We start from the raw sequence: 17266 nt of genomic DNA, 5'->3' as shown, positions 1-17266 counted from the left end.
GCGCAGCTGATAACATAAAATATTATCTATGACAACAACACAGTTTAAATACGACGCCGTTAAATATAAAACACCAACAGGCTCAAAACTGAATTGCAAAGGCTGGATTCAGGAAGCGGCATTGCGCATGTTGCTGAATAATTTAAACCCGGAAGTGGCGGAGAAACCGGATGAACTGATTGTGTATGGCGGCCGGGGCAAAGCAGCCAGGAACTTTGAAGCGCTGGATAACATCGTTGCTGCATTAAAAATTTTGGGAAATGATGAAAGCCTGCTGATACAAAGTGGCAAGCCAGTCGGCATTTTAAAAACGCATGAAAATGCACCACGCGTTTTAATATCCAATTCACAGCTCGTACCCAATTGGGCCAACTGGAAACATTTTGATGAACTGGAGAAAAAAGGCCTGATGATGTACGGACAAATGACAGCAGGCAGTTGGATTTATATCGGCTCACAGGGCATCGTGCAGGGAACGTATGAAACGTATTCGGTGGTTGCAGATAAACATTTTTCCGGTTCTGCTCGAAGCTCACAGCTCAAAGCTCATGGCTCTTTGAAGGGCACACTCAACGTCACTGCCGGCCTTGGCGGCATGGGCGGAGCCCAGCCGTTGGCTATCACCATGAATGAAGGTGTTGCATTAATTGCCGAAGTAGAAGAATGGCGTATTGATAAACGTTTGCAAACAAAATACCTTGATGAAAAATATATAGATATTGATGAAGCCATCAATAAAGCTGTATGGTATAAGACGGAAGGTGTAAGCAAAAGCATTGGCGTGTTATGTAATGCGGTGCATCTTTTGGAAAGATTGATTGAAAGAAATATTATACCCGATACATTAACTGATCAAACATCGGCACATGACCCGCTGATTGGTTACTGGCCGCATGAAATATCATACCAGCAGGCAAAAATTTTACGCGAAGAAAATCCCGAACAATATATTGAATACGCCTATCGCAGCATGTTTCGCCATGTTGATTTGATGTTGCAGTTAATGGATAAAGGAGCTATCACATTTGATTATGGAAATAACATTCGTGCACGCGCCCGGGAATATATTGAGAAAACAAATTCACCGTTCACCACTCATCACTCCCCATTTGATTTCCCCGGCTTTGTGCCTGCTTATATCCGCCCATTATTTTGCGAAGGTAAAGGGCCATTTCGCTGGGCTGCATTAAGCGGTGATCCAGATGATATTGCGGCAACGGATGAAGTAATTGCGAATATGTTTCCCGGGAACAAATCTTTACAGCGCTGGTTAAAACTGGCGAAAGAAAAAATTGCCTTCCAGGGTTTGCCGGCACGTATATGCTGGCTAGGGCAGGGCGAAAGAGAAAAGGCTGGTCTTGCATTTAACGACCTGGTGAAAACCGGCAGGGTAAAAGCGCCCATCGTTATCGGCCGCGACCATTTAGATACGGGTTCCGTTGCAAGTCCCAACCGCGAAACGGAAGCTATGATGGATGGCAGCGATGCCGTTGCAGACTGGCCTTTATTAAATGCATTATTAAATACGGCAGGCGGTGCCAGTTGGGTGAGTTTACATCATGGCGGCGGTGTGGGCATGGGTTACAGTATTCATGCAGGCATGGTGATTGTCGCTGATGGCTCAGATGCAGCAGCAGCAAGGCTTTCAAGGGTTTTGAGAAATGATCCCGGCATTGGTGTTATACGACATGCAGATGCAGGTTATCAAACAGCAAAAGAAACCGCAAAGGAATTTGGGTTGGACCTGGAACAGAAGTTAAGCGCTGATCTGAAATCAAATCTTATGATTAAGTAGCTTTATCTTTTGTGTTTCGAATTAACCCTATTCCTGAAAGAAAAAATATTAAACCAAGAATTCCGAATACAGACATCAGTTTAATATTGTACATGCCCGATTTGCCATTTACAAATGAAACGCCGGCATATATAAGACCTATTACGCCAAGTATCGTTAGTATAATACCGATTACCCGTTTTTCCATAATAAAATTTTGTATTAGAAAAACACAAAGTATGTGCCATTCCCATATTTAATAACCTGTGAACCCATAAACGTGTAAGCTGCTGAACTATTCATCAACATGGTCATAAATCATTTTTGAAATATCCGCCATTAAACTAATGGCATCTTTTTCATCTGTCCAGTCTTTTGATAAAAGCACCAAAACATATTTTTTCCCATTAGGAAGAAATACAATACCGCTGTCATGCTGAACAGAAGTGATAGAGCCTGTTTTATGCGCCACCTTTACATCTTTGGGAAGTTTGGCTGGTATAACAGAATTAAAATGCTGATCGGAAAGAATATGGATCATGGAATCGCAGGCGCTTTTACTTACAATTTTACCATTGGCAATTTTTGAAAATATCAGCATAAGATCGTAGGCTGTAGTGGTATTGTTCATCCCTTTCTCATAAGCCTTAGCATCTTCCACGCCGCGTAAAACCTGTATATCTTTTGCACCTATTTGCCGCATTGTTTCATTCGCATTTTTTGCACCGACAAGATCAATGATGAGATTGGTTGCGAAATTGCTGCTAACAATTATCATGTCGTACATGAGCTGGTAAACCGACCTTTTTTCGCCAATATGTTTATACAAATCAAATTCACTGTCATCACCCGCACTGAGTGAAAAACTGCTTCCATCAACAATGCTTTTAAATTCATTTTTAAGCGTGACGGAATCATTCATGGAAAACTTTCCTGCATGCACCTGCTTAAACACTTCAATCATAACAGGTGTTTTCATTGTGCTTGCCGCGTGAAAATTTTCATGTTCATTTATCAATATTTGTTCCCCGTTCGAAAGGTTTTTAAAAGCCACCGCAAAGCGGCCCTTGTGTTTTGCAATTTGCGCTGCTATTTTATCTTTTAACTGTACGGTTGAAGATTTGTGCGTCATACATCCATTGCCTGCTATAAAAATGATTGTTGCCAACAATAATAATTTTACATGTTTCACTATCAAAATTTTTCATCAATATAAGAAGTGTTTGAATCGTTTGTTTAAAATTATGAATAATGACAAACGCTTTAAAAAGTGCCGGCTGACGGCAATACCTAAATTATGAAATTGTTTAATTATTGCTAAAATGATATTCGTTAACCGGTAAGATCAAATAAAACTTTGTTTTTTACGAAACTTTCGTAGTTTTACGAAAAATTCGTAGATGGAAAAACTTTCATTGCAGGAAGAAGAATTAATGCAGGTGATATGGCAGTATGGTGAAGGCTCGGTAAAAACTTTCCTGCAGGAATTTCCAGATCCCAAACCTCCATATACCACCATTGCCTCTACCGTTAAAAACCTGGAAAAGAAGGGCTTTGTTACCAGTAAACTGTTAGGTAATACTTACATCTATTCATCCAACGTATCTGAAGAAGCCTATAAGCAAACATTCATGCAGGGTTTTATTCGTAATTATTTCAATAATTCCTATAAAGAAATGGTGAACTTTTTTGTGCAGCAAAAGAAATTAAAATCAAAAGACCTGCAGGATATTATCAACATGATTGAAAACAATAAAAAATAATTGTATGCAAACATTATTTGAATACATGATAAAATTAACGGCTGTTTATGCAGCAGCCTGGCTTTTTTATTGGTTGTTATTAAGCAGGCTCACCAGTTATAAAAGCAACCGCTTTTATTTATTAACGGCTGGCTTGTTTGCATTTATTATTCCATTGTTAAGGCTGGATTATTTTGTAACGCCGCAAACCATCAGTACATCCGGTATTATTAATAACGTGCCTTCCATTCCTGTGAATGCTTTTGCTTATATGCCAGATGAAAGCAACAGCCCTGTTCCTGTTGTGCTGATCACCTTGTTTATAAGCGGTATGATTGTTTGTTTGTTGCATTTTATCATGCAATTAATTTCTTTCAGGAAAACAACTGCCAATGCGGTTTTAATTTATGCAACAGACAACATAAAACTATATAATCTGGATATAGATATTATGCCTTTTTCTTTCGGCCGTAATATTTATGTAAACAGGAACCGGCATACCCCTGCAGAATTAAGTGATATTATTCAGCATGAAATGGTTCATGCGCAGCAAAGCCATACGGCTGATGTTATCATCGCCGAATTTATCTGCATGCTCAACTGGTATAACCCTTTTGCATGGCTGATGAAAATTGCCGTTAAACAAAACCTTGAATTTCTTGCTGATGATACAGTATTAAAAAAGGGCGCCAACAAAAAAAGCTATCAATACCTTTTATTAAAAGTAACGGGTTATTCTCCGGTAAACATTGCAAGCAGCTTTAAAATATCATCACTTAAACAACGTATTTATATGATGAATAAAACACGCACTTCACAAAGGCATTTACTGAAAATGCTGTTTGTATTGCCGTTGATTGCTTTTATGATGCTGGCCTTCAGGAATGATGGTCAAATGCATATTGCCAATACGCCAAACAATAAAGATGAAACGTTTATGCTGAGTGAGTTAACCTATAATATACAGGACGCCAACATAAGCCAGCTTATAACAAACACGCAGGATAAGAGTTTATTGCAAAGCGGGAGGTCTTTTACCATAGCAACCATAAAAAGTGAAAGAGACAGGTTAAAGTTATTGCTTGAAAAAAACGGTTACAACCATATCAACAGCCATGCTATTACTTTTTTGATCGACTCAACATTCGATAATAACCGGTGTGCCATTGAAATAAATATTGATCTTAAACGAAAGGAGTTATCATTACATAATTCAAAGCTGAATAATACAGTTGCAGATAAAACAAAAGATAAGAATTTTGCAGGTGTTCCTTTATTCAAACAATCCTGAGTTAGTGAGTAGTCACCTGTTAAAGATCAAGAAGCCATAAACAAAAGGCAATACAAGAATATAGCTTAATTAGCCGGTATAATCGTATGTAAAAGGTATGCATACTTATCATGCCCGGATATTGCCAATTCTACGAGATACTATGTTAATCTAACAACGCAGCACATATAACTACTAACAAAATGAACTATAACCGTATTAACAATATTACGGGCTGGGCAATCTTTGCCTTTGCCTCAACTGTTTATATCATGACCAGCGAGGCCGGTGGCAGTTTCTGGGATTGCGGTGAATTTGTAAGTAGTTGCTATAAACTGCAGGTACCGCACCCGCCCGGCGCACCGATGTTCGTTATGCTTGGCAGGATATTCATTGTATTGTTTGGCGATAATACATTAACGGCTGCCAAAGCAGTTAATATCATGAACGCTTTAGCAAGTGGTTTTACCATTATGTTTTTGTTCTGGACGATAACACATTTTGCAAAAAAAATTGTACAGCCTGATACGGCAAAACCAGTAACCAATATTCAAATATGCAGCATAATAGCAGCAGGTATTGTTGGTGCACTGGCAGGCACATTTACTGATTCATTCTGGTACAGTGCCGTTGAAGGTGAAGTATATGCTATGAGTTCATTTTTTACAGCGATTGTGTTTTGGGCTGCGTTAAAATGGGAGCGTGTTGCCGATGAACCAGGCGCTGATAAATGGCTCATCTTTATCTTCTTTTTAATCGGTATTTCTATTGGTGTGCACCTGCTCTGTTTATTATGTATTCCTGCCATTGTGATGATCTATTATTTCAAAAGAAGGTCATCTTTTAAATATGTTGCTATAAGAAAATATTTTATACGCATTGTTTTATTTGGTGGCATTGCAGGCTTTATTTTGACGCTGGTTGCTGCACAATCTGCCGCAGATACATCAAGAGGCATTCCCGCAGATAACACATTTGCAGGCCTTATTTTCCTAATCGCAATTATGGCTGTCGGTTTATTGTTCCTGGTTGAACGCACAGTCAAAAGCAAAAAAGAATTATATGGTGGCGTATATATTTTTATGGTGCTGGGCGTTGTAATATTCGGCATCATTCTTAAAGGCGTAATTCAATATTCCATTAAAGCAGCAGGTGCATTCGATATATTTTTTGTGAATGACCTGAACCTGCCTTTCTTCTCCGGCTTTGCGTTTTTCTTTATGCTGGTAGCTGTTGGTATATGGATCGGATTACGTTATGCTGAAAAAAGATCATGGCCACATTTGCGGCTGGCATTATGGTGTATTGCGTTTACGCTTATTGGTTACAGCACTTATATTACGACCATGATCCGCAGCAATGCAGATCCTTCCATTGATATGTTTAACGTTGATAACCCACAGGCGCTGGAAGGTTACCTGGGCCGCGATCAATATGGAGATTTTCCTTTATTGTATGGACAAAACTTTACAGCGCAGCCGGTTAATTATGCGGATAAAGGCATGAAATATGAAAAAGGTGAACACAAATATATTCCCGCCGGTAAAAATTTTGATTATGTATTCCTGCCAAAAGATAAAATGGTTTTTCCCCGCATGTGGGATATGACCAACGATCAGAACCATGCAGATTATTATGCTTACTTCGCCGGCATTAATAAAAGCCAGGATGGTACGTATGAACGCAGTCCAACCTTTATAGAAAACCTGCGTTTCTTTCTCAGTTACCAAACCTATTACATGTATATCCGCTATTTTATGTGGAATTTCAGCGGCAAGCAAAACGATCTGCAGGGTTCGTTCATAAATAATGTTAGAGATGGTAACTGGATAACGGGCATTCCTATTATTGATAATGCTTTATATGGCAATCAAAGCATGATGCCTGACAGCATTCAGAAAAGTAAAGGGCATAATACAATGTATATGCTGCCGTTTATTTTGGGCGTAATTGGATTGTTATACCAGGCGAAAAGAAAAGGCAGCGATGCATTGGTGAATATGTTGCTTTTTCTCTCAACAGGTTTTGCTATTGTTATTTATATTAACCAGCCCGGCTATCAGCCACGTGAACGCGATTATGCTTATGCAGGTTCTTTTTATGTGTATGCAATATGGATAGGCTTATCTGTTTTATATTTTATGGAAATGGCATCTCTATGGAATAAAAAATTGTTGAAAGATGTATTGACCAATGCAGCACTCATCAGCTTTATCTTAACTATCTTTATTGCTGTTGCAGGTTATGGCGCCGCTGCATCTTTTATAACCGGCATTGTAACTTTCCTGCTTATTGCATTCATAGCGGCAGGTATTCCTTCAGCATTAAAAGTTTTAAAGAATAAACAGCTAATAACGGTTGCAGCATGTACAATTTCATTGTTTGTTCCTGTATTAATGGGCGTGCAGGAGTGGAATGATCACGACCGGCATAAAAAGCAACTGGCGCGTGACGTGGCCCGTGATTATCTCGAAAGCCTTGCACCCAATGCCATTCTTTTCAGCATTGGCGATAATGATACCTATCCTTTATGGTATGCGCAGGAAGTAGAAGGTATCAGGCCTGATGTGCGTATCATCATTACAACATTACTGGGTTCTGACTGGAAGATAAATGAGTTGCGGCATAAAGTGAACAGCAGCGATCCTATTGATGTAATATGGTCGCAGGAACAGGTGCAGGGCAATAAACGGGATTATGTTTTTTATCAGCCTAACCCGCAGTTTGCTGAAGACAGATATTATAATCTGTATGATGTAATGAAGAATTGGGTGGGCAGTGATGATACAGCTGCGCAGGTGCAAAGCAGCAGCGGCGAATCAGTTAATACACTGCCGGTGCGCAAGCTGGCTGTGCCGGTGGATACGGCGCTTGTGCGAACAAACGGAACCGTAAAGGCTAATGATACAGTGGTTGATGCCATGCGTTTTGAATTGCCTGTCAAAAATATTTTGCTTAAAAACGATCTTGCCATTCTGAATATTATTGCTGCCAATAAATGGAATCGTCCCGTTTATTTTACCATGCCTTACAATAAACTTGGTTTTGACAAATACCTGCGCCGCGAAGGCATGGCGTATCGTTTGGTGCCTGTTGAAAACCCATCCATTAATACGGCAAAGGGTTATGCGCTTGTTATGGATAATAAGAAGTGGAATTATGGCAATGCTCAGCTTGGCAATGTGTATTATGATGAAATAAACCGCATGCAGTTATTAGGTATTCGCAAGGCTGATCTTGATCTTGCACTTGACCTCATCAGCGAAAATAAATTAACAGAAGCCCGTAATGTTTTAGAACATGATGACAAAATGATAAAGGAAGAAAACCTGCCCTATGGTATGACTTCCGGCAACAATATGCATAACCGCATTTCAATTGGAATGATGGAAGCTGCGTATCGTGTTAACGACAGGCAGCTTGCTGATAAAATTGCGGCTTCTGTTGAAAAAGATATACTGCAGCAGCGGCGTTATTATAAAAGTTTAAATACACAGCAGCAGGCCGCACTGGAATATGAAAGCTCAATGAATGAAAACCTGGTACAGGTGTTGAATGCCATCCGGAAAAATTATACGGAAAGAAAAAATAATCTGGAGTAAGAAATCCATTAAGAATCACCATCAATCGCAATTCCTTTTTTTATTTTAAACAAGCCAGGCCTGTACGCATAGAAGTACAGCTTAAACACATTCCTGCTTTGTATATTACTTTAAAGGAATAAGTTGCCGGACTTTAGGTTTATGCACTATTTTAAGATGAGGAAGCGCCAGCATTAAAATCACAAGCATTAGAGCTATAATAATCACATAATAAACAGCCATGCTTAACTGGCCTTTTATAATAAGCTGATGTGATAACATAAACGTAATGAATGAAGTAATAATGTATGCGCCGCCACTGGTGAACCCGCTGGAAAGCCCTGCAAAACTGGTAAAGCGGGTGAGGCAATAGGTAAAATACATATTATAAATAAACCCTTCCAGGAAATGAAGCATAACCACAAATAACATGATGGTTATTAAGCTTTCGGTTTTAATGCCTGCAATAAGCATAACCACAGCAACAACAAACTGAACAATGATTGAAACAGTAAGCTTTTTTGTAATGCTTCTGTTTATCATATACCTGTTAAACAATCCGCCTAAAAAAAGTGAAACACCCGATAGCAGGGCAAGATTGCCTGTTGTTTTTGATGTGAAATGATATTTGTTTTCCGCAATAAAAGGAATGCTCATGCCAAACAAAATCACCATGCTGAAACTTGTTCCTAATAATAAAACACCATACACAAAGTCTTTCGTTACAAACATTTCTTTATACATAACACTTATCGATTTCCATTGAAAAGGCTTTAAATATTTTAAGGCTTCACCGGAAAAAATGAGATGCATAATCATCATAACAAGTGCATAAATACCCAGGAAATAAAAGTTCGATTGCCAGTTAAAATAATATTGAATATAGCCGCCAACAAATGGAGCTATTATGGGTGCAGTTGACCAGATAATGGATATAAGACTGGTATATTTTTTAAGTTTTTGCGGTTCATCTTTATACAGGTCAACAAGGAAAGAACGCTGGCATATCATTAATGTGGCAATCAGTAAACCCTGTATGGCCCGCAGGAAAATGATGAGGTGAATACTGCTTGTTACGGCAATAATGAAACAGCTTATGGCAAAAAGTAAAAATGCTGTTATGCCAATCTTGTATCTTCCGAAGCTATCCACTATCGCTCCTACCAGGAATTGTGAAATACCATAGCTCAATAAATAAACCGCCAGCGTGGCCTGTAAACTGGTTACAGAGGTGTGCAGTTCATTCACCATGTTTGGAAAAGAAGGCAGGTAAACATCTACTGCAAAACCGGAGAGCGGAATGGTTATATATAACAGCAGGGTACTGATTATTTTATTTTCATCTTTTTGTGGTTTTGTATAATTCAGGCTGAAAAATTTATTCCGTTCTTTGGCTATTTTCTCATCAGCATAACAGGTATCATTCATATTATTTTAAATTTTCGCAAAACTAAGCTTTCAGTATATTTGTAACAAGTATGTACTTTTTTGTAACATACTATGTAAAAACATACTATTGTTGATTATCATTTATTTATGAAATATTAAATATAAAAAATGGAAACGGTTATAGCCAAACCTTGCATGATTGATTTTGCGTTTAGAAGAATTGGCGGTAAGCATAAGGGCAGGATTTTATGGTACCTGAACGAGCAAACCGTAATGCGTTTCGGCGAATTACACCGCAGGTTGGGAACAATAACGCCTAAAATGCTCACACAAACATTGCGCGAACTTGAAACCGATGGATTGATTGAGCGCAAGGTGTACCCTGAAGTGCCGCCAAAAGTGGAATACAGGCTGAGTGATACCGGTGCCGAGCTCATTCCTTTTTTGGATCACCTCCGGGTATGGGCCACAAAACAGCACGCAAAAACACTGGCAGTATAATAAGCTTCAATTTTAAAGGCTTTTTACCGGATGATAACGTTCCATAATAATTTTTATATGGTTCAGTTCATGTCCTGCAATATGATAGGCAATTGCACGCACGGTGCGTTCGTTTATAAGAGTACCATCAGGCGCAATGCAACAGCCCTTTCTTAAAAAAGCTTCTTCAGGCAGGTTTTGAAATAGCAATAAAGTAGAAAACCTTACATGCAGGTACTCCTCGAAAATGCTATCAAGGCTCCGGGTATTTGCATCGGAATATATTGCATAATCCTTTTCTTCAAAACCAGGCAGAGGCGTGTTGTCATTTCGTGCATAACGCAAGGCGCGGTAAGCAAATATTCTTTCGTCATCAATAAGGTGAACCAGGATCTCCTTTATGGTCCATTTACCGGCAGCATACCTGAACAATAATTTTTCCGGTGGTATTGAATAAATAAATGCTTTGAGCTTGAAAAAATTATCATGCAGCTCGTTCAGGATATCATCTGTTGTTTCTATGAGATCAAAATAGTATTGGGAATATCCCGGATATTCTGTTGTATCAGGCCGTAGCATTTTTCGGTAACCGCTCATGTTTCCGCCATTATTATTACTGCTGTCAATCTGTTGAGGGTTTTAAAATGAATATCTGCCTGTTTTATGGCTAAGGCTTAGCCCGGCCTTGTAAGCCGGGCTAAGCCTTATAACAGCATTACACCAGCTTCATTTTTTCAGCATCCCAGTTAATAATTTTTTTCTGGAAAAAACTTTCATTGCAGGCAAGCGCCGGCGCCGCCGCCCTGAAACCAAACACAGCATCTTCCACTACCGGCTTTCCTGTTCTTACCGAATCAAAAAAATTGGTAAAATGATCCAGGTGATCACTATATCCTTCAGGCGCTTTAAATACAATATCATCTTTTTTAGGGCGCTTCTTTTGCGCCTCCGTCCATTTTGCATCGTACTCCTTCTGCATCTTTTCACGCATATCTTTTGAGAATGTAAAAACAGAATCGTAACCGCCGAAACCAGGAGCTTCCGGCATAATGCTGTGATGAACTGTAATGTTATTTCCCTTCACATCAATCACCCCTTCAGAGCCAACGAGGCGGATAGCTTCCTGGCCGCCTGTGCCACTAATGAAATTCACCTGCAGCGTTAACTGGAATGCAGGGTGCTCCGGCGTATCGGCATATTGCATTACGCCCGCCATTACATCAGGCATATTGCGGCCATCTTTCCAATAACTAAACTGCCCGGTGCTGTAAATGGAAGCAGGGCCTTTTGAATTGGTCATAAAATGTGTGCCGCTTAATAAATGAATGAATAAATCGCCGGCAACGCCTGTGCCCACTTCTTTAAAAGCACGCCACCAGAAAAACTTTTTGGAATCATACGGCATCTTCTCTGTTACTTCAATAAAGCGTTCCCAGTCTGTTGTTGCGGCGCTTGCATCATCCGGAATGGTATATTCCCATGCACCGATGGAGCTTTGCCTGTCATACACCGCATTCACCATATTTAATTTACCTATCTCACCTGCAGCCAGTAATTCTTTTGCCTTTGCCAGGCCAATACTGCTCACACGCTGACTGCCCACCTGCAACACTTTGCCGTATTTCTTTTGTGCTTCAATTACGCCCATGCCTTCGCTTATTTTATACACCATGGGTTTCTCACAATATACTGCTTTTCCTTTTGCCAATGCGTCTTTTGTAATACGCGCATGCCAGCAATCTGTGGTGGCAATTATTACAGCATCAATATCGCTTTTATCTAACAGTTCTTTATAATTTCTCGTTGTGAATAAATCATTACCATATAACTCTTTCGCATTTTCCAATCTGCCGGGATATAAATCGCAAATGCCAGCCAGTTCAACACCGGGCACCTGTAAAGCAGTGGCCAGATCATAATGTCCCTGTATGCCAAAACCGATAACGCCTACACGGATTTTATCTGCAGATGAAATCTTTTTTTCGTAGTGTAAGATTCTTTCTTCTGCCTTTTCTTTTGCTGCAAGGCTGCTTAAAGGAGAAGCTGCAGCCAATAAACTCGTAGCGCCAATCTGTTGCAGGAATTTTCTGCGTGATGCCTGGTTTTGTTTCGACATAATTGAATTTTTATTGATTAATATGAGTGAATAAAATTAAAATGTTGCCGTGCTTCGGTTAATGTAAGTATCATTATTACGGCTTTTCAAAAATAATGTATTTGAAATTTGATGGCAAGCGAGCAATTATTTAAAATGCTGAACAATAATTTCGGCCTGCTGCCAAAAACGAGGCTTTGTATATTTACCAAAACATAATGATCATGAAAGCTTTTTTAGGAATGGGTTTACTGGGTTCCAATTTCGTTAAGGCCATGTTGCAAAAAGGCGAAAACGTACAGGTATGGAACCGCACCGTATCAAAGGCAAAAGCCCTGGAACCATTTGGTGCGAAAGCTTTTGAAGATATAATTGAAGCTGTAAAGAATGCGGATGTTATTCATCTTACGCTTAAAGATGATGCGGTGGTTGATGAAGTATTGAAAAATGCCTCCGGAGGGTTGAAAGCGGGCGCTGCTATTATAGATCACACAACCACTTCTGCCAAGGGTGCTATCGAACGTACAAAAGCATGGAAGGCAAAGGGCTTCACTTATCTGCATGCACCTGTATTTATGGGCCCCCAAAATGCATTGGAAGGCTCGGGTGTTATGCTGGTATCGGGCAACCAGGATGTTATAAAAAAGTTTGAAACGGAGTTGTCTGCCATGACTGGTACGCTGCTTAACCTTGGAGAAACAGAAGGCAAAGCGGCAGGTATAAAACTAACCGGCAACCTCTTCCTGTTAAGTTTAACTGCGGGCCTTGCTGATGCACTGGCGCTTGCCAAAGTACATGGTATTACAGCTGATGATATACAAAACCTGTTTAGTGTATGGAATCCCGGGGCGGGAGTGCCTGCAAGGTTAAAGAAGATCACATCAGGCACATTTAACCAGCCTTCATGGGAATTGAATATGGCGCGTAAAGATGCCGGTTTAATGATGAAGGCTGCTGATGAAGCCGGTTCTAAACTAATTACTACACCTGCTATTGCAGCAGTAATGGATGAATGGATAGCCAAAGGCCACGGCAATGATGACTGGAGTGTGATAGCAAAGGATAATATTTAATGATGCCGGGTTTGAGCAGGGAAAAAGCATTTGAATGGTTTCAATACAAGTACGTATGGGGAAGTGTGATTTTGTTTATTATGCACCTTGTAATGTTGGTGGTGATTACGCAAATAACAATAAGCCTGTACGCTTTTTAAATAATTGTATGCTGGCTGATTGCAAATCTTTAGGCTTCATTGCCCATATTTAAATCTCCTTTGTTCAATTCAACAGGTTCATCGAATTCTTTATTGCAATCAAAGCAATGCCATGTTTGTTTAATACCGATAGCATAACTGCCCATCAGCCATGTAAGTATTGAACTTATTATATTACGTGTTTTACGGGGAGAGGTTATGTACTCGATATTGTGGCTGCTGCAATAAGGACAGGCAAAACTCTTACGCTTTATTTCTTTAAGCTCATTCAATATACCGTTTGCATTATCAAGGTCATTTTTATTGATCATGAGCTTTATGCCTCCCAGCGCATTACCAAGCATTGGCGCAAGTGTTATGGTGTCTTCGTCTTTAAGCCAGCATTTTATGCCTGCTTCTTCCAGCCTGCCCATCATTAAATGTGCATCAATATAATTATCGAAAGTTTCAAGAATTATAAAGTCCATAAATATGTGTTTAATAATAAAACTAATCCAATATCTGCAATCACATTTCTACCGGTTCATTTCAATCATTAAATTGCCACGGTGAAAATTTTTCTTATTGGTTTAATGGGCAGTGGTAAAAGCTATTGGGCGCATAAAGCGGGCAAATCGCTTGGCATTCCTGCATTCGATTTAGATAAAGAAATTGAAGAAGCTGAAGACAAAACGATAGCTGAAATATTTGCTGAAAAAGGTGAAAGTTATTTTCGTTTAAAGGAAAATGAAATGCTGAAAACTTTTGCAGATAAAGAAAACTTTATACTGGCTACCGGTGGCGGAGCGCCTTGCTTTCACGATAATATGGAATGGATGAATGCCAATGGCATTACCATCTGGATTGATGAGCCGCTTGCCATGATTGCTGCCCGGTTGCAGCAGGGAAAAGCACACCGTCCTTTAATTGCAAATGTGGCTGATGAAAACCTTGAAGATTTCTTTTATCAAATGCGGGAAAAAAGAAAACCCTTTTATTCAAAGGCTAAATATCATTTAAACGGCGGCCATCTTACCGAAAAACATTTTATTGAAATACTTTCGTTGTATGAATAAAACTTATTTAATAATTGCAGCGGTTTTAGGTGCGTTATCCGTTATACTTGGCGCTTTTGGTGCGCATGCTTTAAAAAGCCGTATGGCACCTGAAGCATTGGATATTTTTGAGACGGCCGTTAAATACCAGTTCTATCATGTATTTGCGCTGCTTGCCGTGGCCATCATCAGCCAGTTTATCCCCGGCAGTTTATTAACCTGGAGTGGCCGGTGTTTTATTGCCGGTATGATACTCTTTTCGGGCTCGCTTTATTTGCTTTCTTACTTTAAAATGATTGGCAATTCCCACATGAACTGGCTTGGCGCCATAACGCCTTTTGGAGGTCTTTGTTTTATTGCAGGCTGGCTGTTACTGGCTTTTGCTGCGATAAAGAATTAATGTTGTGAGTGATCAATACATGAAACATGAATCGTCAAACATGATTTTTTTTCGACTTCGCTCAATAATAGTCTTCGGCTCCGCTCAGACTATTATTGAGGAATATCAAAATACTAATTCAATACTTTTACACTCAGCAATTTTTATTGCTTAATGCCTTAACCATCTTTCATGCAGCATAAAACACATTACGACACTGTTTCCAAAGCTATTGAGGCATTGCGCCGGCAAGGTTTTATAACCGATTTTAATATTGAAGAAAATGTGCTGGCCTGTACCGAAGGCAAATTTGCAGCCAGCGATTTTGATATCGTTGATGTTTACCGGTATGAAGGGATCTCTGACCCTGGCGATGAGGCGGCTGTATATGCCATTAAATCTTTAAGCGGTGAGAAAGGTATTTTAGTAACTGGTTATGGCATTTCTGCTGATACTTCGGACGCGGAATTGCTTGAAAAGCTCAGCAAGGCATAACTTTCAGCGATACCATTCTTTGCGCAGTTTGCTAACATTTTCAGTTATAATTTTAACGGCATAATCAACCTGTTCATCACCGGTAAACCTTCCCAACCCAAAACGCAGCGAATTATTAGCGCGTTCATCGCTCATACCCAAAGCTTTTAAAACATAGGAGGGTTCTACCAATGCAGAAGTGCAGGCCGAACCTGATGAAGCAGCTATGCTTTTACTGAAACTCGTTAATAAGCGGTTGGCAGAAACACCTTCAAAATAAAGATTGGTAACATGCGGCAAGCGATGTTGCACATTTCCGTTTACAAACACATTCTCCTGTTGCAGCAAAGCATTTTCAAAACGATTTTTTAATGCGTATAAGCGTTCAGCTTCGTTATCCATTTCCATCATACTTAGTTCACACGCTTTGCCAAAGCCAACGATCGCAGGCACATTCAGCGTGCCGCTGCGCATATTGTTTTCATGGCCGCCACCATCCATTTGTGCTATAACCCTGGCACGCGGGTCTTTACGCCGCACATACAAAGCGCCAATGCCTTTTGGGCCATACATTTTGTGAGCGGAGAAGGAGAGGAGGCTTATATCATCCTTTATCACATCAACCGGAATTTTACCTGTAGCCTGCGCGGCATCGCAGAAAAACAAAATATTATGCTGCCGGGCAATGGCTGCAATTTTTTGTATGGGCTGAATAATGCCAATCTCGTTATTGGCATACATTACAGCAATTAAAATAGTAGAAGGTTTAATATTATCTTCAAGTTCGTCAATGTTAATAAGGCCTTCGTTGTTTACAGGAAGATATGTTATGGCTGCGCCAAGTTTTTCCAAATGCTTACAGGTGTCTAAAACAGCTTTATGCTCTGTTGCCACTGTTATGATGTGATTGCCTTTACTGCTGTAAGCCTCATACACGCCTTTAAGCGCAAGGTTAATACTTTCCGTTGCACCTGAAGTAAATACAATCTCTTTCGGATGCGCATTAATAAGCGAAGCAAGCTGTTGCCGTGCCTGTTCAACAGCTTCGGATGCAGCCCATCCATAGGCATGGGTGCGGCTGGCAGCATTGCCAAACTGCTGTGTAAAATAAGGCAGCATTGCCTCTAATACACGCGGGTCAACCGGTGTTGTAGAATTATTATCCAGGTAAACAGGTAACTGCATTGCTGCAAGTTACTATCCATTTATAAAATGTAAAGGCGTCCGCACCTTGATGCTGAACGCCTTTGACTGTAACCCTCTGCCCGTTGCAGATATGTTGAAATTATTTTTGAGGTTTTAGCAATTGCCCCCGTATTTCACCATCATTATATGTGGCGGTGCTTACGTTTACATACCAGCCATAACCAAGTAAAGATGCTTCATATTGCTGGTCGATGGTTATATAACCTGAAACACCGTTGCCTGAAAAGCTATTCGTTACGGGGATGTTAACAAAACCGTTGTTTCCGTCAGGCGCCTGGAAATTAATGGCCGAAGGTGTGCCGGTTAAACCATCCCATGTAATGGTATAGGCAATCTGGTTTTTGATTGAATCGTAAGTGGCATTGCACGTACCGGTTGCCGTTACACTGTTTGCAGGAATGGCTTGCATCCCGTCGAGCGCTGCAACGTAGGAAGAAATATAATCTTCCACATCGTCTTTTTTACAGGAACCAAAATTCACAAATGACACTAACACAATTAAAGCATACATTAAAATACCTGCACGTTGTTTTACTTTATTCATAGTTATTGTTTAACATTACTGCGAAAGGCGCAAGATAAGTGCCAATCATAATTTTTAGTAAACCATGCAGGCAAATAACGAGCCA

17 protein-coding genes are annotated in these 17266 nt (G+C 39.9%); 9 read left to right on the top strand and 8 right to left on the bottom strand.

All coding sequences use genetic code 11. The features are described 5' to 3' along the window. Positions 1–28: 28 nt before the first annotated feature. Positions 29–1795, top strand: coding sequence for a urocanate hydratase (gene hutU, locus ACTHN6_RS08185; RefSeq protein WP_440435258.1), 1767 nt, complete (start codon positions 29–31; stop codon positions 1793–1795). Here the strand turns inward: hutU and ACTHN6_RS08180 are convergent. Both ACTHN6_RS08180 and ACTHN6_RS08175 read right to left on the bottom strand, forming a co-directional pair. Beyond that, positions 1788–1982: a hypothetical protein gene (locus ACTHN6_RS08180; RefSeq protein ID WP_440435257.1), complete on the bottom strand. Its 195-nt coding sequence runs from the start codon at positions 1980–1982 to the stop codon at positions 1788–1790. The genes hutU and ACTHN6_RS08180 overlap by 8 nt on opposite strands. Before the next feature lie 87 nt (positions 1983–2069). Then, positions 2070–2942: a serine hydrolase gene (locus ACTHN6_RS08175; protein WP_440435256.1), complete on the bottom strand. Its 873-nt coding sequence runs from the start codon at positions 2940–2942 to the stop codon at positions 2070–2072. Between the two features lie 232 nt (positions 2943–3174). Here ACTHN6_RS08175 and ACTHN6_RS08170 point away from each other — a divergent pair, with 232 nt between their 5' ends. The 3 genes from ACTHN6_RS08170 to ACTHN6_RS08160 all read left to right on the top strand — a co-directional run bounded on the left by ACTHN6_RS08170 (position 3175) and on the right by ACTHN6_RS08160 (position 8388). Continuing rightward, positions 3175–3537: a BlaI/MecI/CopY family transcriptional regulator gene (locus ACTHN6_RS08170; RefSeq protein WP_440435255.1), complete on the top strand. Its 363-nt coding sequence runs from the start codon at positions 3175–3177 to the stop codon at positions 3535–3537. A 4-nt stretch (positions 3538–3541) separates the two neighbouring features. Next, positions 3542–4807 carry a M56 family metallopeptidase gene (locus ACTHN6_RS08165; protein WP_440435254.1) on the top strand — a complete coding sequence of 422 codons (1266 nt, stop codon included), beginning with the start codon at positions 3542–3544 and terminating at the stop codon, positions 4805–4807. Between the two features lie 182 nt (positions 4808–4989). Continuing rightward, on the top strand, positions 4990–8388 hold the full coding sequence (locus tag ACTHN6_RS08160; protein WP_440435253.1) for a protein O-mannosyl-transferase family: 3399 nt from the start codon (positions 4990–4992) through the stop codon (positions 8386–8388). Positions 8389–8493: 105 nt separating this feature from the next. Here ACTHN6_RS08160 and ACTHN6_RS08155 read toward each other — a convergent pair whose 3' ends face one another. Continuing rightward, on the bottom strand, positions 8494–9795 hold the full coding sequence (locus ACTHN6_RS08155; protein WP_440435252.1) for an MFS transporter: 1302 nt from the start codon (positions 9793–9795) through the stop codon (positions 8494–8496). 129 nt (positions 9796–9924) lie between these two features. Here ACTHN6_RS08155 and ACTHN6_RS08150 point away from each other — a divergent pair, with 129 nt between their 5' ends. Continuing rightward, positions 9925–10257 carry a winged helix-turn-helix transcriptional regulator gene (locus ACTHN6_RS08150; RefSeq protein ID WP_440435251.1) on the top strand — a complete coding sequence of 111 codons (333 nt, stop codon included), beginning with the start codon at positions 9925–9927 and terminating at the stop codon, positions 10255–10257. A gap of 12 nt (positions 10258–10269) precedes the next feature. On the opposite strand, the gene ACTHN6_RS08145 is transcribed toward ACTHN6_RS08150, so the two are convergent. Together ACTHN6_RS08145 and ACTHN6_RS08140 are read right to left on the bottom strand one after the other, a co-directional pair. Beyond that, complete coding sequence (locus tag ACTHN6_RS08145) at positions 10270–10833, bottom strand: DinB family protein (protein ID WP_440435250.1); 564 nt, start codon at positions 10831–10833, stop codon at positions 10270–10272. Positions 10834–10951: 118 nt separating this feature from the next. Further along, on the bottom strand, positions 10952–12352 hold the full coding sequence (locus ACTHN6_RS08140) for a Gfo/Idh/MocA family protein (RefSeq protein ID WP_440435249.1): 1401 nt from the start codon (positions 12350–12352) through the stop codon (positions 10952–10954). Positions 12353–12555: 203 nt separating this feature from the next. On the opposite strand from ACTHN6_RS08140, the gene ACTHN6_RS08135 reads away from it, so the two are divergent. Next, positions 12556–13404, top strand: a complete 849-nt coding sequence (locus tag ACTHN6_RS08135; RefSeq protein ID WP_440435248.1) for an NAD(P)-dependent oxidoreductase — start codon at positions 12556–12558, stop codon at positions 13402–13404. A gap of 169 nt (positions 13405–13573) precedes the next feature. Here the strand turns inward: ACTHN6_RS08135 and ACTHN6_RS08130 are convergent, their stop codons facing one another. Beyond that, positions 13574–14011 (bottom strand): putative signal transducing protein, encoded by a 438-nt coding sequence (locus ACTHN6_RS08130; RefSeq protein ID WP_440435247.1) that lies wholly within the window; start codon positions 14009–14011, stop codon positions 13574–13576. A gap of 81 nt (positions 14012–14092) precedes the next feature. Between ACTHN6_RS08130 and ACTHN6_RS08125 the strand changes: the two genes are divergently transcribed. From ACTHN6_RS08125 to ACTHN6_RS08115, 3 genes are all read left to right on the top strand, one after another. Continuing rightward, entirely contained in the window at positions 14093–14599 is a 507-nt protein-coding gene (locus ACTHN6_RS08125) for a shikimate kinase (protein ID WP_440435246.1), read from the top strand. Next, the gene (locus ACTHN6_RS08120; RefSeq protein ID WP_440435245.1) at positions 14592–14978 is read left to right on the top strand and encodes a DUF423 domain-containing protein; all 387 of its coding nucleotides are present in this window, start codon (positions 14592–14594) and stop codon (positions 14976–14978) included. The genes ACTHN6_RS08125 and ACTHN6_RS08120 overlap by 8 nt, the downstream gene beginning before the upstream one ends. Positions 14979–15149: 171 nt before the next feature. Next, the gene (locus ACTHN6_RS08115) at positions 15150–15452 is read left to right on the top strand and encodes a hypothetical protein (RefSeq protein ID WP_440435244.1); all 303 of its coding nucleotides are present in this window, start codon (positions 15150–15152) and stop codon (positions 15450–15452) included. 3 nt (positions 15453–15455) lie between these two features. Here the strand turns inward: ACTHN6_RS08115 and ACTHN6_RS08110 are convergent, their stop codons facing one another. Together ACTHN6_RS08110 and ACTHN6_RS08105 are read right to left on the bottom strand one after the other, a co-directional pair. Further along, the gene (locus ACTHN6_RS08110; protein ID WP_440435243.1) at positions 15456–16616 is read right to left on the bottom strand and encodes a cysteine desulfurase family protein; all 1161 of its coding nucleotides are present in this window, start codon (positions 16614–16616) and stop codon (positions 15456–15458) included. Positions 16617–16716: 100 nt separating this feature from the next. Next, positions 16717–17181, bottom strand: a complete 465-nt coding sequence (locus tag ACTHN6_RS08105) for a CHRD domain-containing protein (protein ID WP_440435242.1) — start codon at positions 17179–17181, stop codon at positions 16717–16719. Positions 17182–17266: the final 85 nt, after the last annotated feature.

The organism is Parafilimonas sp. (genome assembly GCF_051953455.1).
GTDB lineage: Bacteria > Bacteroidota > Bacteroidia > Chitinophagales > Chitinophagaceae > Parafilimonas.
This window is presented reverse-complemented; position numbering and strand designations above follow the sequence as displayed.

Coding starts and splice junctions, on each gene's coding strand:
- ACTHN6_RS08150 (WP_440435251.1), top strand. CDS start 9,925: ATGGAAACGGTTATAGCCAAACCTTGCATGATTGATTTTGCGTTTAGA.
- ACTHN6_RS08170 (WP_440435255.1), top strand. CDS start 3,175: ATGGAAAAACTTTCATTGCAGGAAGAAGAATTAATGCAGGTGATATGG.
- ACTHN6_RS08110 (WP_440435243.1), bottom strand. CDS start 16,616: ATGCAGTTACCTGTTTACCTGGATAATAATTCTACAACACCGGTTGAC.
- ACTHN6_RS08130 (WP_440435247.1), bottom strand. CDS start 14,011: ATGGACTTTATAATTCTTGAAACTTTCGATAATTATATTGATGCACAT.
- ACTHN6_RS08115 (WP_440435244.1), top strand. CDS start 15,150: ATGCAGCATAAAACACATTACGACACTGTTTCCAAAGCTATTGAGGCA.
- ACTHN6_RS08155 (WP_440435252.1), bottom strand. CDS start 9,795: ATGAATGATACCTGTTATGCTGATGAGAAAATAGCCAAAGAACGGAAT.
- ACTHN6_RS08135 (WP_440435248.1), top strand. CDS start 12,556: ATGAAAGCTTTTTTAGGAATGGGTTTACTGGGTTCCAATTTCGTTAAG.
- ACTHN6_RS08140 (WP_440435249.1), bottom strand. CDS start 12,352: ATGTCGAAACAAAACCAGGCATCACGCAGAAAATTCCTGCAACAGATT.
- ACTHN6_RS08160 (WP_440435253.1), top strand. CDS start 4,990: ATGAACTATAACCGTATTAACAATATTACGGGCTGGGCAATCTTTGCC.
- ACTHN6_RS08145 (WP_440435250.1), bottom strand. CDS start 10,833: ATGAGCGGTTACCGAAAAATGCTACGGCCTGATACAACAGAATATCCG.
- ACTHN6_RS08180 (WP_440435257.1), bottom strand. CDS start 1,982: ATGGAAAAACGGGTAATCGGTATTATACTAACGATACTTGGCGTAATA.
- ACTHN6_RS08120 (WP_440435245.1), top strand. CDS start 14,592: ATGAATAAAACTTATTTAATAATTGCAGCGGTTTTAGGTGCGTTATCC.
- ACTHN6_RS08105 (WP_440435242.1), bottom strand. CDS start 17,181: ATGAATAAAGTAAAACAACGTGCAGGTATTTTAATGTATGCTTTAATT.
- ACTHN6_RS08165 (WP_440435254.1), top strand. CDS start 3,542: ATGCAAACATTATTTGAATACATGATAAAATTAACGGCTGTTTATGCA.
- hutU (WP_440435258.1), top strand. CDS start 29: ATGACAACAACACAGTTTAAATACGACGCCGTTAAATATAAAACACCA.